Genomic DNA, 15399 nt, shown 5'->3' with positions numbered 1-15399 from the left:
GCGGGGGGCGCGGCCCCGCGGAATGTGACTGCGGAGCTGTGGTGCGGGTGCGTGGGGCCTTCGCCGCGGGTGCGTGGGGCGCCCTCCGTGGGTGCGGGAGGCCTTTGGCGTCCGCAGTCACTTTTGGCGCGCGCGTAGGGCGCGGCCCCGCGGAATGTGACTGCGGAGCTGTGGTGCGGCGGGTGAGATCGAGGTAGGATGGTCGCAGTACGGACAAGTGTTCGCAGAGCGAACGAGGAGTTCAGGTGATCGACAAGACCGTGGCATCCGTCGAGGAGGCGGTCGCCGGCATCCCCGACGGCGCGACCGTCATGATCGGCGGCTTCGGGCGGGCCGGCCAGCCCGTCGAGCTGATCGACGCGCTGATCGCGCAGGGGGCCTCCGGCCTCACGATCATCAACAACAACGCCGGCAACGGCGACACCGGGCTCGCGGCGCTGCTCGCCAAGAAGCGGGTGCGCCGCATCCTGTGCTCGTTCCCGCGCCAGCACGACTCATGGGTCTTCGACGGGCTCTACCGGGCCGGCGAGATCGAGCTCGAACTCGTGCCGCAGGGCAACCTCGCCGAACGCATCCGTGCCGCAGGTGCCGGCATCGGCGCGTTCTTCTCACCGACCGGCGTCGGCACTCAGCTGGCCGAGGGCAAGGAGCAGCGCGAGATCGACGGACGCACCTACGTGCTCGAATACCCGATCAAGGCCGACTTCGCCCTCGTCAGCGCGCTCCAGGCCGACCGTTGGGGCAACCTCGTGTACCGCGAGACGGCGCGCAACTTCGGCCCGATCATGGCGTCCGCCGCGACGACCACGATCGTCCAGGTCGACGAGGTCGTGCCACTCGGATCGCTCGACCCCGAGACGGTCGTGACGCCCGGCATCTTCGTCGACCGCGTCGTCGCGGTGGGTGAGCGCGGGTGGCTGCGCGGCGGCGAGTTCACCGGCGGCGTCGACATCGAGGGCCGGCCGCTCGACGCGCCGGAGGCCGAGACCGAGGCGGAGGTGGACCAGTGAGCGCCGGCGAACCGAAGCCGCAGGCCACCCGTATCAGTCGCGACGAGCTCGCCCGGCGCATCGCCGCCGACATCGCCGAGGGCTCGTACGTGAACCTCGGCATCGGGGCGCCCACGCTCGTCGCGAACTTCCTGCCGGCCGACCAGGAGATCATCCTCCACACCGAGAACGGGCTGCTCGGCATGGGTCCCGCCCCCGAGGCCGACCGCATCGACCCCGACCTCATCAACGCCGGCAAGCAGCCGGTGACCGCGCTCCCCGGCGCCGCGTACTTCCACCACGCCGACTCGTTCGGCATGATGCGGGGCGGGCACCTCGACGTGTGCGTGCTCGGCGCCTTCCAGGTGTCGCAGACCGGCGACCTCGCCAACTGGTCCACGGGGGCGCCCGGTGCCATCCCCGCCGTCGGCGGAGCGATGGACCTCGCCATCGGGGCGAAGAACGTCTACGTCATGACCGACCTGCTCACCAAGACCGGGGAGTCCAAGCTGGTGGAGGCGTGCACGTACCCCCTCACCGGCGTCGGCTGCGTCACGCGCGTGTACACCGACCACGCCGTGTTCGACGTCACCCCCGACGGCTTCGCCGTGCGCGAGGCCTTCGGCGACAACACGGTGGAATCCCTCGCCGAGATCATCGGACTGGAATTGACGGATGCCTCAGCCTCCGGCATCCGGGAGGAGACCTGATATGCCCGCCACGTACATCTACGACGCCGTCCGCACGCCGTTCGGCCGCGCCGGGGGCGCACTCTCGGGCGTGCGTCCAGACGACCTCGCCGCCGTCGTCATGAAGGCCGTCGTCGAGCGGACCGGCATCGACCCCGCCCGCATCGAGGACGTGATCTTCGGCGACGCCAATCAGGCCGGCGAAGACAACCGCGACGTCGCGCGCATGGGTGCGCTGCTGGCCCGCTTTCCCACGAGCGTGCCCGGCGTCACCGTCAACCGGCTGTGCGGTTCGTCGGTCGAAGCCGTGATCCAGGGTTCGCGCGCGATCGAGGCGGGCGACGCCGACCTCATCCTCGCGGGCGGAGTCGAGTCGATGAGCCGTGCACCGTACGTCGTCGAGAAGTCGCCGAAGCCCTGGCCGGCGGTCGGCAACCAGACGTTGTGGAACACCTCGATCGGTTGGCGCATGGTCAACAAGGCGCTGCCGAAGGAGTGGACGATCTCGAACGGCGAGTCCGCCGAGAAGCTCGCGTCGATCTACGGCATCTCACGCGAGGAGCAGGACGCCTTCGCGCTGCAGAGCCACCGCCGCGCGGCCGAGGCCTGGGCCGACGGTGCCTTCGACGACGAGATCGTGCAGGTCCCCGGGGCCGGGCTCACCCGCGACGAGGGCATCCGCGACGACACGACGCTCGAGAAGCTCGCCGGGCTGAAGGCTCTGTTCGCCGCCGACGGCACGGTGACGGCCGGCAACTCGTCTCCCATCAACGACGGCGCGTCGGCCGTGCTCCTGGGCAGGGAGGGGGCGACGGATGCCGAGCCCCTCGCCCGCATCACCGGCCGCGGCGTGTTCGGCAACGACCCGGATGTCTTCGGCGTCGCGCCCGTCGAAGCCGCGAACCGCGCCCTCGCACGCGCCGGCCGCACATGGGCGGACGTCGACTTCGTCGAGCTGAACGAGGCGTTCGCGTCGCAGAGCCTCGCGTGCGCGCAGCTGTGGACCGAGCTCGACCCGGCACGGCTCAACGAGCGCGGAGGCGCCATCGCGATCGGCCATCCGCTCGGCGCGTCGGGCGGCCGCATCATCGGGCGGGCCGCGCACGAGCTGCGCCGGCGCGGGAGCGGAGTCGCGGTCGCCGCGATCTGCATCGGCGTCGGGCAGGGCCTCGCGGTCGTCCTCGAGCGGTAGTCGAGAATGTACGGATGACCGAGATCGAGGCCTCCGGCGACTTCGTCCAGTCCCTCGCACGCGGGCTGGCCGTCATCCGGGCCTTCGACGGCGAGCACTCCGAGCTCACGCTGAGCGACGTGGCGCGCCGCGCCGGCATCCCGCGCGCGGCGGCGGGTCGGTTCCTGCGGACGCTCGAGCGGCTCGGCTACGTCCGCGCCGATGACCGCTTCTTCGCCCTGACGCCCCGCGTGCTGGAGCTCGGCTTCAGTTACCTCTCTTCGCTGTCGCTGCCCGAGATCGTCCAGCCGCACCTCGAGAGGCTCTCGCGCGACGTCGATGAGAGCGTGTCGGCGGCGGTGCTCGACGGCGGCGACATCGTCTACATCGCGCGCGTGCCGACGCGTCGGATCATGAGCGTGCGCATCACGATCGGCACCCGTTTCCCCGCATACGCGACGTCGATGGGCCGCGTGCTGCTGGCAGGGATGCCGGATGCCGCGCTCGAGGCGCTGCTCCCGGCATCCGGTCTGCCGTCCCTGACCGAGCGCACCGTGACCGATCCGCACGAGCTGCGCCGCGAGGTCGAGCGCGTGCGCGAGCAGGGCTGGGCGCTCGTCGACGGTGAGCTCGAGCCCGGGCTGCGTTCGGTCGCGGCGCCCGTGCGCGGCCGTCGCGGCGAGGTCGTCGCTGCGGTGAACGTCTCGACGAGCGCGACGCGCGACACCGTCGACCACGTCGTGGCAGAGTACCTGCCGCGCCTGCTCGAGACATGCCGCGCGATCGACGCCGAGCTGCGGCTGGTGTGACCCGCCCGGTGTCGGCTCGCCCGCCGGGCCCGGCGCGGTGCGCGGGCGCGGGCGCGGTGTCGCGCCGCGCGCTTCAGGTGGCGCAACACGCGGTATCGCGTGTGCGATGCCGCGTGTCGTGACCCGCGAACCCCGGGTCGCGCCGCTTCAGGTGGCGCAACACGCGGAATCGCCTCCGTAATTCCGCGTGCCGTGACCCGCGAACGCCGGGCCCGTGACCTGCGAACACCGGGTCGCGCCGCGTCACGCGTGACGGATGCCGCGGCCCGCGGCTGGGCCTACGCGCCCGGAGGCTCCGGACGACGCGCCAGCGGCGTCTGGAAGGGGCGTGGGGACCGTCGTCAGAACACGATCGTGTGGTTGCCGTGGCGGATCACGCGGTCCTGCGCGTGCCACAGCACGGCGCGCGAGAGCACCTGGCGCTCGACGTCGGCGCCGCGGCGGGCGAGCTCGGCGGCGGAGTCGGCGTGGGTGACGCGGACGGTGTCCTGCTCGATGATCGGGCCCTCGTCGAGGTCGCCGGTGACGTAGTGGGACGTGGCGCCGATGAGCTTGACGCCGCGCTCCTTGGCCTTCTTGTACGGTTCGGCGCCGATGAAGGCGGGCAGGAACGAGTGGTGGATGTTGATGACCGGCACCCCGAGCTGCTCGAGGAATCCGGCCGACAGGATCTGCATGTACCGCGCGAGCACGACGAAGTCGACGTTGCCCTTCAGCAGCTCGAGGATCTTCGCCTCGGACGCCGCCTTGTCGGGCCCGGCGACGGACGGCACGTGGAAGAACGGCACCCCGAACGAGCGGACGTCCTCGGCCGAGGTGGTGTGGTTCGACACCACCATCGGGATCGTGACCGGCAGATCGCCGCGGCGGTGACGCCACAGCAGGTCGAGCAGGCAGTGGTCCTGCTTCGAGGCGAGGATGGCCATGCGCTTGGGCACCGACTGGTCGGTGAGCGACCACTCAAGCTCGAAACCCGCGAGCGTCTGTCCGATCTCAGCCTCGATGAGCGGCCGGTCGACGGCGAACCGCGGACGGTGGAAGACCACCCGCTGGAAGTACGCACCGCCGATGGGGTCGTCGGAGTACTGGTCGAACGCCACGATGTTGCCGCCGACGCGCGTGATCACGGCCGACACCGCCGCGACGATCCCCGGGCGGTCCTTCCCGTGGACGATGAGGCAGGCGTGGTCGGGGGTGAGGTTCACGGGGACGGCCATTGTTCGATTCTGCCCTGCCGGCGGCTGGCGCCGTGGACGGATGCCGCTACGCGGCGTCCGCGCGACGGATCAGGTCGCCGTGCCGCGTCAGCTCGAGATAGCGCGCGACCGCGTCGCGGCTCTTGGTGAGGCACGCCAGGCGGTCCTCCAGCACGGCGAGCTCCTCGGCGAGCTCTTCGGCGAGGGCGAGAGAGCACTGCGGGGGAGCGGCGAGCTCGCATTGCCGCTCGATGTCGAGCACGACCTTCGCCATACGGGTGGACAGGCCCGCCTGCACGAGGCCGCGCACGCGGGCGGCGCGCTCCACGCTCGCCTCGTCGTACGAGCGGTAGCCGTTCGCCGACCGCTCCGAGCTGAGCAGCCCCTGCTGCTCGTAATAACGCAGCATGCGCGTGGGGATCCCGGTGCGTTCCGACAGCTCGCCGATCTTCATGTCGTCTCGTTTCGCCGAAGAGCTTGACATTGACATCAATGTCAAAGTTTAGCCTCGCTTCATGACGACGACAACGACCGCCCCGGCCGGGGCATCCGCCCCACCGTCCCGCTTCCCGATGCGCGCCCTGCTCATCCTGAGCTTCGGTGTGCTCGTGACCGTCACCGCCGAGTCGCTCCCGGCCGGAATGATGCCCGAGATGTCGGCCGATCTCGGAGTCTCGTCGATGCAGATCGGCCTGCTCATCTCGGTGTGGGCGCTCACCGTGATCGTCACGAGCATCCCGCTCTCCCGGGCGCTGGGCCGGGTCGACCGGCGCCTCGTCGTGGGCGTCTCGCTCGGCGTCTTCGCCCTCGCCAATCTGGCGACCGCACTGGCGCCGTCGTACGGCTTCGCGTTCGCGATGCGCATCGGGGCGGCGGCGGCGCACGGCGTCTTCTGGGCCGTCGTGATCGTGTACGCGACGTCGCTGCTGGCCCCGTCGCACCTGGGCCGCGGCCTGGCGATCGTCACCGCCGGCGGCACGGCCGCGACGGTCGCGGGGCTGCCGGCGGCCACGCTCCTCGCGCAGGCGGTCGGATGGCGGGCCGCGTTCGTCGTGCTGGGCGGCATCGCTCTCGTGATCGGCGTCATCGTGATGCGGGGGATGCCGCGCTACGTGCCCGCCCGCGAGGTCACCGCCGATCGGGTGCGCGGCTTCTGGCGCGACCCGTCGCTGCCGGCGCTCGCCGCGTTCGGAGCCTCGGCCGTGCTCATCGCGGTCGCGCAGTTCGCCTCGTTCACCTACATCCGCCCGTACCTCGAGGTGTCCGCCCGCATCGAGGCCGAGTGGGCGGCAGCCCTGCTGTTCGCGTACGGCATGGCCGGGATGGTGGGCGTCGTGGTGGCCGGCTTCCTCGCCGACCGGTTTCCCCGCAGCGCGCTCGTGGCGATCCTCGCCGCCTTCGCGGTGGCGTTCGCCGTGCTCACCGTCGCCGCCGGAGCGCTCGCCGCGGTCGTCGGCGCGCTCCTGGTGTGGGGCTTCGCGATCGGAGCGCTCTTCCCGCTGCTGCAGACGACCCTGATGCGCATCGCCACCGAGCGCACGCGGACGCTCGCGAGCGCCGGGATCGTCGTGCTCTTCAACGTCGGCATCGCGGTCGGCCCGTGGCTGGGCGGGATCACCGGCGGTGAGACCGCCCCGGCCGTGACCACAGCGGTGTCGGCGGCCGCGATGGTGCTCGCGGCGGTGCTCGGGACGGTCGGCGTCGTGCTGGCGCGCGCGAGGCTCGCCGCCTCAGCGGTGCGCTGAGGCCGCCGGTGCGTCGGGGGCCTCGGCGACGTAGGCTCCGGCATCCACGATCCGTCCCGCCTCCACGAAGAGGTCGCGCATCCAGGCGTGCTCGGGATCGCGGCCGTGAACGGGGTGCCACCACAGCGCGTTGGTGAGGGGAGTGGGCCGGAACGGCAGTCCGACGGTGCGCACGCCTCCGGCACGGACCGCCAGCGGTGCGATCGCCGCCTGGATGATCGCGATGCGAGGGGTGCCCGCGATGAAGTGGGTCATCGACAGGAAGCTCTCGACGACCACCTCGATGCGCGGCTCGATGCCCAGCTGCTGCACCTGCCGGCCCGCCGAGGTGAACGCCGACCGGGATTGGTACGTCATCGCCCACGGGAACTCCGCGAGCTGCTCCATCGTGAGGGTGCTGCCGACGGCGTGGTTGGACTCCGCGACGAGCGCCACCCACTCGTCGTGCCAGAGGTCCACATACGGAAGATCCGAGACCGGCCCGTGCGGGATGATGAGCCCGTCGGCCGAGCGCAGCCGCGCCGCCGCGTCGTCGACGATCGCCGGATTGTGCAGCATGAACCGGAACCGCACGCCCGGGGCGCGCTCGGCGGCCAGACGCGAGACGACGCTGCCGACTGAGACGAAGCCGTAGTCGGATCCGTAGATCGAGAACTCGCGCGTCGACTCCTCGGGCGACCACGTCGCCTGGCTTTCGAAGACCCGCCGCGCGGCTTCGAGAGCTGCGGCGGTGTGCTCGGCGAGCTGCAGTGCGAAGGGTGTCAGCTCGTAGGTGTTGCCGCGGCGCGCCAGGATCGGGTCGTTGAAGTGCAGGCGCAGCCGGGCGAGCGAGGCGCTCAACGCGGGCTGGCTCAACCGCAGTCGCTCGGCGGCGCGCGTCACGCTGCGCTCGGTCAGCAGCGCATCGAGCGCCACCAGCAGGTTGAGATCGAGTCGGGAGACAAGCGGTCGGTCGGACACGTCGTCGTGGTCCTCCGGGTCGGAAGCTTGGACATAAACAGCGTTGATCGAGCATATAGCGGGAATCCGCTTTGCTGATGGATCGCCGCCGATCACGATGGAGAGATCAGGGCGGCGCAGCCCAGGCAGCTTCGGAAGGGTTCAACGATGATCAAGCTCCTCTCCCACCTCTCCTACGTGGAGATCACCTCGCCGGATGTCGAGGCATCCGTCGACTTCTACGTCAACCAGGTCGGCCTGACCGTCGTCGACCGCGTCGACGGCGCCGTCTACCTGCGCTGCTGGGGCGACTACTACGCCTACAGCGTCGTCGTCGTCCCGGGCGACGAGCCCTCGCTCGTCACCGCCGCGTGGCGCACCTCCAGCGCCGAGGCGCTCGAGGAGGCCGCCACGCGCATCGAGGCCGCCGGCGTCGAGGGCGAGTGGGTCGACGTCCACAAGATCGGCCGCGCATACCGCTTCACCGGACCGTGGGGTCACACCCTCACCCTGCACTGGGACGTCACCCGCCACCACGACACCGAGGGCGACGCCGCGTCGATCTACCCCGACCGGCCGTCGCGTCGCAGCAAGGTCGCCGGCGCCCCGCGGCAGCTCGACCACGTCACCATCGCCACGAGCGACGTCGACGCGTTCACCGCCTGGTACAGCGAGGTGCTCGGGTTCCGCATCATGGCCAGGACGATCCTCGACGAGGCCCCGATCTCGGTGTTCTCGGTGCTGACCACGAACGAGAAGTCCCACGACCTCGGCGTCGTGCTCGACGGCTCCACCCGGGCCGGCCGCGTGAACCATTACGCCTTCTGGGTCGACACGCGCGAAGAGCTCCTCATCGCGGCGGATGTGCTCATTGAGAACGGCTACCCGATCGAGTACGGACCGTCGATCCACGGCATCGGCGAGCAGAATTTCCTCTACTACCGCGAGCCGTCGAGCCTGCGCATCGAGCTGAACACCGGCGGCTACCGCAACTACGTGCCGGATTGGGAGCCCAACACGTGGCGCCCGTCGCAGGGGTCGAACAACTTCTATCGCAACAGCGTCATGCCGATGTCGATGACGGAGTCGTTCCCGCCGGCCGACGGCCCGAGCGCGACCGAGGAGGGCGTGCCCGACGAGATCAAGGACGCCCTGTTCAACCCCTACGCCAAGCACGGCCAGGGCTGACCAGACCCGGCGGAGGCGACCGATCGACCGGTCGCCTCCGCCGCACCACACCGCACCAGGAGTTCGCATGACGACGACGTCGCACGGCCCGACCGTCCCCTTCGCCCTCGCCCGCTACCGGCAGGGCGATTCGCCGCGTCTGGGCCTGGTCGCCCACGACCGCATCCGCCCGCTCCCGCCCGAGGACCTCGGCGCGGCATCCCTCAACGACTTCCTCGCCGATCCCGAGTGGGACCGCCTCGCCGCGCTCGCCGACGGCGACGACGGCGGGTGGATGCCGCTGACCGACGTCACCCTGACCGCTCCGGTCGAGCCGCGCCAGGTGCTGCAGACGGGCGCCAACTACCGCCAGCACGTGATCGAGCTGGTGGCAGCCGGCCTCACGAACACCTCCGACCGCACGCTCGACGAAGCCCGTGCGGCCGCCGCGAAGATGATGGACGACCGCGCCGCGAACGGCGAGCCGTACTTCTTCATCGGGCTCTCCGCGTGCGTCGTCGGCGACGACGTGCCGCTCGTGCTGCCCTCGTACAGCGACGTGCACGACTGGGAGCTGGAGCTCGCCGTCGTGATCGGACGCGAGGCGTTCCGCGTCTCGCGCGAGGACGCGATGGACCACATCGCGGGCTACACGATCGTCAACGACATCACCACGCGCGACCTCGTGTTCCGCAAGGACATGAAGGAGATCGGCACCGACTGGTACCGCGCCAAGAATGCGCCGGGCTTCCTTCCGACGGGGCCGTTCCTCGTGCCGGCGCCCTTCGTCGACGGGGCGAACCTCAGCGTGCGCCTCGAGCTCAACGGTGAGGTGATGCAGGATGCCTCGACCAGCGACCTGCTGTTCGGCATCCCGGCACTCGTCTCGGGCGCGTCGCAGAACATGCCGCTGCTGCCCGGCGACGTGCTGCTGACCGGCAGTCCCGCCGGAAACGGCCAGCACTGGCGCCGGTTCCTGCGCGACGGCGACGTCATGACCGGCGCGATCGAGGGCCTCGGCACCCAGGTGGTCCGTTGCCTCGCGGAAGGACCCGTTTCGTCTCGCTTCGCTCGCTCAACGACCGGGAGGCGATGAAATGACCCTTCCCTCCGAGAACCCGGCCGACCTCGACCGACAGGACCCCGAGGGTGAGATCGCCGCGCGCGCCGCGGCCTACCGCAACTGGGGTCGCTGGGGCGAGGACGACGTGCTCGGCACGCTCAACTTCATCGACGAGGCCAAGCGCGTCGAGGCCGCCGGGCTCGTGCGAGACGGCGTGGTCGTCTCGCTCGCACAGCGGTTCGACACCGACGGGCCGCAGAAGGGCTGGCGGCGTCGCACCAATCCCGTGCACACCATGACCGACACCGGTGTGGACGCCGAGCGCGGCAACCAGGGCTTCCCGCACGGCATCGGCGGCGCCGACGACGTCATCGCGATGCCGCTGCAGTGCTCGACGCAGTGGGACGGGCTCGGCCACATCTTCGACCACGGCAACGCGTGGAACGGGCGGCGCGCGGGCGACGTCGTCACGAGCGAGGGCGACCTCGTCACCGGCATCGAGCACGCGGCATCCGTCATCGTCTCCCGCGGCGTGCTGCTCGACGTCGGCAGCCACGTCGGCCCCGAGTCGGGTGAGCTCGGCGACGGCTACGCGGTGACCGTCGCCGACCTCGAGGCGACGGCGGTCGCGCAGGGCGTGACGGTCGGGCGCGGCGACATCGTGCTCGTGCGCACCGGGCAGTACGGCCGCACCCGGCGCGAGGGCTGGGGCGACTATGCGGGTGGACCCGCGCCCGGGCTCTCGCTGACCACGGCGGGCTGGCTGCACCGCACCGAGATCGCCGCGATCGCGACCGACACGTGGGGATTCGAGGTGCGCCCGAACGAGTTCGATGCCCCCGCGTTCCAGCCGCTGCACCAGGTCGTGATCCCGAACATCGGCCTCACGATCGGCGAGATGTGGAACCTCGAAGCGCTCGGTGCCGAGTGCGCCGCACGCGGACGCTGGGACTTCCTGCTCTCGGCCGCGCCGCTGCCGATCACCGGGGCGGTCGGCTCGCCGATCAACCCCGTGGCCATCCTCTGACCCGCACCATCCCAAGAACAGAGAGGTTCTGACATGACCGCCGTACGCAAGGTCGCCGTCGTCGGCGCCGGGGTCTCCGGCCTCGCCGCCGCCATCCAGCTCGCGAAGGCGGGCGTCGAGGTCGAGGTCTTCGAGGCGAAGCCCGAACTCACCGCGCTGGGGTCGGGCATCTCGCTGCAGGGCAACGCGCTGCGCGTGTTCGACGCACTGGGCGCGTGGGACGACGTCCGCGCCGCGGGCTACCCCTTCGAGGGCCTCAACCTGCGCGCCCCCGGCCCCCACGCCCCGATCGTCGCCGAGCTGCCCGACGTCAAGACGGGCGGGCCGGACTATCCGGCGGCGATGGGGATGCCGCGCCCCGCGCTCGCACAGATCCTCCTGGCGCACGCGCAGCAGGCCGGCGCGAACGTGCGCTTCGGCGTGAAGCTCACCGGGCTCGCGTCGCGAGAGGACGCGGTCGAGGTGCTCGTCGATGGCGAAGACGCCGCGGAGAGCGCGGGCGAGTACGACCTCGTGATCGGCGCCGACGGGCTGCACTCGACCGTGCGGGAGCTGATCGGCATCGACGAGAATCCGCAGCCCACCGGCATGGGCATCTGGCGCACGTTCGTGTCGCGCCCCGCCGAGGTCGTGCGCAGCGAGCTCTACTACGGCGGTCCGGTCTACATCGCCGGCTACACGCCCACCGGCGACGACACGATGTACGCGTTCCTCGTTGAGAAGGCGCAGGACCGTTTCACCGTCTCGGACGAGGAGGCCACCCGGATCATGCTCGACGACTCGCGCGCCTACGGCGGTCCGTGGAACTCGATCCGCGCGGATCTCGAGACGGGCGCCAAAGCCCACTACACGTGGTTCACGCAGCACCTCGTCACCGCACCGTGGAATCGCGGCCGCGTCGTCATCATCGGGGATGCCGCGCACTCGTGCCCTCCGACGATCGCGCAGGGTGCAGCGCAGGGCCTCGAGGACGCGCTTGTGCTGACCGAGCTGCTGGTGCAGCGGGATGCCGTCGACCAGGAGCTGTGGGATCAGTTCCACGCGCGGCGGCTGCCGCGCGCGCAGGCGGTGGTCGAGGCATCCGTCCAGCTCGGCCAATGGCAGATCGACGGCGACCGCGACGCGGACGCTGGGGGTCTGATCTTCGGCATCGCGCAGCAGATGGCGCAGCCGGCATGAGCGGCGCCACGATCGCCGGCGTGACCGACGTCCACGCGCACCTGCTCCTGCCGCAGGTGCATGCCGAGGTCGAGAAGCGTGCGCCCGAGCTCGTCGCCGAGGCCGCCGAGCTCGAACGCCGCCGCAACGGCGCCGAGAGCATGAGGGTCTCGGGGCCGATGGTCGGCGCCCGGATTCCGAAGCTCACCGACGTGCGGGAACGGCTCGCCGCCATGGACGCGCAGGGCGTCCAGAGGCAGTGGGTCAGCGTGTCTCCCAACCACTTCTACCCCTGGGCGCCGGAGGGCCTCGCGGTGTGGGTCGCGGGTGAGACCAATCGCCTCATCGCCGAGCACGTCGCCCGGGCCCCCGACCGCCTCGTCGGTCTCGGCGTGGTGCCGCTGCAGCATCCGTCCCGCATCGTCGAGTACCTCGACGACGCGGTGCTCGGGCGCGGACTCGCCGGGGTCGAGATCTCGTCGTCCGCCGGTGACGTCGAGCTGTCGGACGAGCGCCTCGAGCCGTTGTGGGCACGCGCCGCCGAGCTCGGCTGCGTGGTCTTCCTGCACCCGTTCGGGTGCTCGCTCGACGAACGCCTCGACCGGTTCTACCTCGCCAACACCGTCGGACAGCCCGTCGAGAACGCGGTGGCGCTGTCGCACCTGATCTTCGCGGGCGTGCTCGACCGGCATCCCGGCTTGAAGGTCGTCGCGGCGCACGGCGGCGGATACCTGCCCACCGCGATCGGCCGCTCCGACCACGCATGGCGCGTGCGGCCGGACGCGCAGGGGTGCGCGCACGAGCCCTCGAGCTACCTGAGGAGGATCTGGTTCGACACCGTCGTGCATGACACTGCGACCCTGCGGCACCTCATCGAGGTCGCGGGCGCGTCGCAGGTCGTGCTCGGCAGCGACTTCCCGTTCGACATGGGGCTCGACGACCCGGTGGGCTTCGTGACGTCGGCGGGGCTGCCCGACGATGTCGCGGCCGGCATCCTGGCCGGCAACGCCGAGGAGCTGCTGCGGACGAGGGTGCGCGCATGAGGATCGCCCGGTGGACCCCGGTCGTTGAGCGAGCGGAGCGAGACGGAACGCCGCATGTCTCGGTCGTTGAGCGAGCGGAGCGAGACGAAACGCCGCACGATGTCCGCGAAGGCTTCGTCGTCGGCGATCGCGTCGTGCCGTTCCCCGACGGGATCACCGTCGCGGACGTGCTCGCCGCGGGGGTGGATGCCGCGCACGACCTGTACGGACGGGTCGCGGACGCGCCGGGCATGCCGCTCGGTGCCGTCCGCCTGCTCGCGCCGCTGGTCCCGGCATCCGTTCGCGACTTCGTGGCGTTCGAGGAGCACGTCGAAGGGGTGAGCGCCGGCGTCGAGGGCAAGAGCCACGTCGCCGACGAGTGGTACCAGGCGCCGACGTTCTACTTCACGAACCCGCACACGATCCTCGGTCCTGGGGAGGCGGTCCGGCCTCCGGTGACCGAGCGGCTGGACTTCGAGCTGGAGGTCGCCGCGATCATCGGCGGTGTAGCGGGGTCGGACGGGGTGAACCTGACGGCCGAGGCCGCGGCATCCCGCATCTTCGGCTACACGATCATGAACGACTGGTCGGCGCGCGACCTCCAGGGTCGCGAGATGAAGGTGCGGCTCGGCCCGGCCAAGGGCAAGGACTTCGGCACGAGCTTGGGGCCCTGGATCGTCACGGCCGACGAGCTGGAGCCGTACCTCGACGCCGACGGCTTCCTGGCGGTGCGCGCCGAGGTGCGCGTCAACGGCGAGCTGATCGGCGAGGACCTCGTCTCGAACATGGGGTGGCCGTTCCCCGAGCTCGTCGCCTACGCCTCGCGCAACTCACGGGTGGTGCCCGGTGACGTGCTCGGGTCGGGCACCGTCGGCAACGGCGGATGCCTCGGCGAGCTGTGGGGTCGCAACGGCGGGCTGACCCCGCCTCCGCTGCAGCCGGGCGACGAGGTGGTCATGACGGTCGAGGGGATCGGCGAGCTGCACGGGAGGGTGGGCGACTCCGTGCCGGCACCGGCGCTGCCGGCCGCGCGTCCGCGCCCGCGGGCACGTCGCCGAGCCGACTGATCGCCGGACGTCCGCCCGCACGCGGAAGAGGGCCGGACCCGTCGACGACGGGTCCGGCCCTCTTCCGTATGTCAGCGAGCGGTCGGTGCAGCCTGTTCGGTGCGCGTTCCCGCACGCATCCCGAAGGCGAGCACCACGGCGACGACAGCCGCTGCGATGCCGACCATGCCGACGGCGACCGGCAGTGGCGCGCCGGTCGCGGCGGTGAGCGCGCCCATGATGATGGGGGTGACGAACTGGCCGAAGAAGAACGACGCCGTCCACCAGCCGGTGGCCCGGCCGCGCTCCTCGAAGCGGGTGCGCGAGACGACCCACGTCACCAGCGACGGCAGCAGGATGCCGGAGCCGTAACCGACGATGACGGCCCCGACGAGCACGCCGACGAATCCGCCGAACAGCCACACGACGACCATGCCGACTGCCTGCAGGCCGAAGGCGAGAGGCAGCAGCACCGCGGTGCCGCGGCGCGCGATCCGCGGGAACGTGAGCGCGCCGGCGGCCGTCGCGAGGGAGGCGATGGCCGCGACCAGGCCGATCACGGCGGTGTCACCCGCGGAGACCCCGGTGCCGACGACGAGGTAGCTGACCTCGATCACCATGACGTAGAACGTGAAGCCGCCGAAGACGGTGACCACGAGCGGCAGTCCGAGGATCCGCCACGGCACGCGGGCCTTCTCGCCGACCGCGATGTGCGCATCCGTCGCGTCTCCGCGACCCGGCTCCCACAGCACGAAGACCATGACGATCGCGATGGGGGCGGCGATCGCGTAGATCCAGAACGGCGCGTGCCAGCCCGCTGAACCGACCGCACCGCCGAGCGCGATGAACAGTGTCGCGCCCAGCGTCGTGGCGACGGTCTGCAGACTCAGGTACTTGTTGCGCCGGCGCTCCTCGTGGAAGTAGTCGACGATCAGCGTCGTGCACACGGTCATGATCGCGGCTTCGAACAGCCCCACGAACGCGCGGCTGATGAGGATGCCGGTGAGGCTGTCGATGTACGCGGGCACGGTGCCGGCGATCGCATACGCCAGCATCGCGACCACCAGCAGGTTCTTGCGCCCCAGCCGGTCGATGATCTGACCGGCGAACGGCGCGAAGATCGCGATCATGAGCGCCGGGATCGCCACGATCATCGGCACGAGCACGTCCGAGCCGGGTTCGCCCGCGAAGTGCTGCGAGAGCTGGGGCAGGACCGGCGTGATGAGGACCGCCCCCATCACGGGCATGCAGCTGCCGGCCAGCAGGAGGGCCGCCTGCCAGGCTCCGGCGCGTCGGGTGGTGGTGCCTTGCTCGACACCGAGGGTTGGCTTCGTCATTGAATCTCCTTCGACTCACCCTCATTGAAGGGCGTCGGGGA

The 15399-nt window shown here is 71.1% G+C and carries 15 protein-coding genes; 11 read left to right on the top strand and 4 right to left on the bottom strand.

The genetic code is table 11. From position 1 onward, the window contains the following. The first annotated feature begins 245 nt into the window (after positions 1-245). The 4 genes from IM778_RS15905 to IM778_RS15890 are packed head-to-tail and all read left to right on the top strand — an operon-like array spanning position 246 to position 3658. Complete coding sequence (locus IM778_RS15905; protein WP_194409784.1) at positions 246-1010, top strand: 3-oxoacid CoA-transferase subunit A; 765 nt, start codon at positions 246-248, stop codon at positions 1008-1010. Further along, on the top strand, positions 1007-1699 hold the full coding sequence (locus tag IM778_RS15900) for a 3-oxoacid CoA-transferase subunit B (RefSeq protein WP_194409783.1): 693 nt from the start codon (positions 1007-1009) through the stop codon (positions 1697-1699). Before IM778_RS15905 ends, IM778_RS15900 begins: the two co-directional genes overlap by 4 nt. Before the next feature lies 1 nt (position 1700). After that, on the top strand, positions 1701-2870 hold the full coding sequence (locus IM778_RS15895; RefSeq protein ID WP_194409782.1) for a thiolase family protein: 1170 nt from the start codon (positions 1701-1703) through the stop codon (positions 2868-2870). A 14-nt stretch (positions 2871-2884) separates the two neighbouring features. Next, a complete protein-coding gene (locus IM778_RS15890; protein ID WP_194409781.1) occupies positions 2885-3658 on the top strand; it encodes an IclR family transcriptional regulator domain-containing protein in 774 nt (257 codons plus the stop codon). Between the two features lie 341 nt (positions 3659-3999). Here the strand turns inward: IM778_RS15890 and purU are convergent, their stop codons facing one another. After that, positions 4000-4875: a formyltetrahydrofolate deformylase gene (gene purU, locus IM778_RS15885; protein ID WP_194409780.1), complete on the bottom strand. Its 876-nt coding sequence runs from the start codon at positions 4873-4875 to the stop codon at positions 4000-4002. 46 nt (positions 4876-4921) lie between these two features. Further along, the gene (locus IM778_RS15880; RefSeq protein WP_194409779.1) at positions 4922-5308 is read right to left on the bottom strand and encodes a MerR family transcriptional regulator; all 387 of its coding nucleotides are present in this window, start codon (positions 5306-5308) and stop codon (positions 4922-4924) included. A gap of 61 nt (positions 5309-5369) precedes the next feature. On the opposite strand from IM778_RS15880, the gene IM778_RS15875 reads away from it, so the two are divergent. Then, a complete protein-coding gene (locus tag IM778_RS15875) occupies positions 5370-6599 on the top strand; it encodes an MFS transporter (protein ID WP_194409778.1) in 1230 nt (409 codons plus the stop codon). On the opposite strand, the gene IM778_RS15870 is transcribed toward IM778_RS15875, so the two are convergent. Beyond that, positions 6585-7559: a LysR family transcriptional regulator gene (locus IM778_RS15870; RefSeq protein ID WP_194409777.1), complete on the bottom strand. Its 975-nt coding sequence runs from the start codon at positions 7557-7559 to the stop codon at positions 6585-6587. The genes IM778_RS15875 and IM778_RS15870 overlap by 15 nt on opposite strands. 147 nt (positions 7560-7706) lie before the next feature. Here IM778_RS15870 and IM778_RS15865 point away from each other — a divergent pair, with 147 nt between their 5' ends. The 6 genes from IM778_RS15865 (at position 7707) to IM778_RS15840 (ending at position 14042) form a co-directional block, all read left to right on the top strand. Then, complete coding sequence (locus IM778_RS15865) at positions 7707-8726, top strand: VOC family protein (protein WP_194409776.1); 1020 nt, start codon at positions 7707-7709, stop codon at positions 8724-8726. A gap of 67 nt (positions 8727-8793) precedes the next feature. Beyond that, a complete protein-coding gene (locus IM778_RS15860; RefSeq protein ID WP_194409775.1) occupies positions 8794-9801 on the top strand; it encodes a fumarylacetoacetate hydrolase family protein in 1008 nt (335 codons plus the stop codon). Position 9802: 1 nt separating this feature from the next. Next, positions 9803-10795 carry a cyclase family protein gene (locus IM778_RS15855; protein WP_194409774.1) on the top strand — a complete coding sequence of 331 codons (993 nt, stop codon included), beginning with the start codon at positions 9803-9805 and terminating at the stop codon, positions 10793-10795. A gap of 33 nt (positions 10796-10828) precedes the next feature. Beyond that, positions 10829-11974, top strand: a complete 1146-nt coding sequence (locus IM778_RS15850; RefSeq protein ID WP_194409773.1) for an FAD-dependent oxidoreductase — start codon at positions 10829-10831, stop codon at positions 11972-11974. After that, positions 11971-12996 (top strand): amidohydrolase family protein, encoded by a 1026-nt coding sequence (locus tag IM778_RS15845; RefSeq protein WP_194409772.1) that lies wholly within the window; start codon positions 11971-11973, stop codon positions 12994-12996. Before IM778_RS15850 ends, IM778_RS15845 begins: the two co-directional genes overlap by 4 nt. Next, entirely contained in the window at positions 12993-14042 is a 1050-nt protein-coding gene (locus IM778_RS15840; protein WP_194409771.1) for a fumarylacetoacetate hydrolase family protein, read from the top strand. The genes IM778_RS15845 and IM778_RS15840 overlap by 4 nt, the downstream gene beginning before the upstream one ends. Before the next feature lie 71 nt (positions 14043-14113). Here the strand turns inward: IM778_RS15840 and IM778_RS15835 are convergent, their stop codons facing one another. Further along, on the bottom strand, positions 14114-15358 hold the full coding sequence (locus tag IM778_RS15835; RefSeq protein WP_194409770.1) for an MFS transporter: 1245 nt from the start codon (positions 15356-15358) through the stop codon (positions 14114-14116). Between the last annotated feature and the right edge of the window lie 41 nt (positions 15359-15399).

It is taken from the genome of Microbacterium cremeum, from assembly GCF_015277855.1.
In the GTDB taxonomy this organism is placed as follows: domain Bacteria; phylum Actinomycetota; class Actinomycetes; order Actinomycetales; family Microbacteriaceae; genus Microbacterium; species Microbacterium cremeum.
Note: the sequence above shows the minus strand (reverse complement) of the source record. Positions and strands in the feature narration are given on the sequence as shown.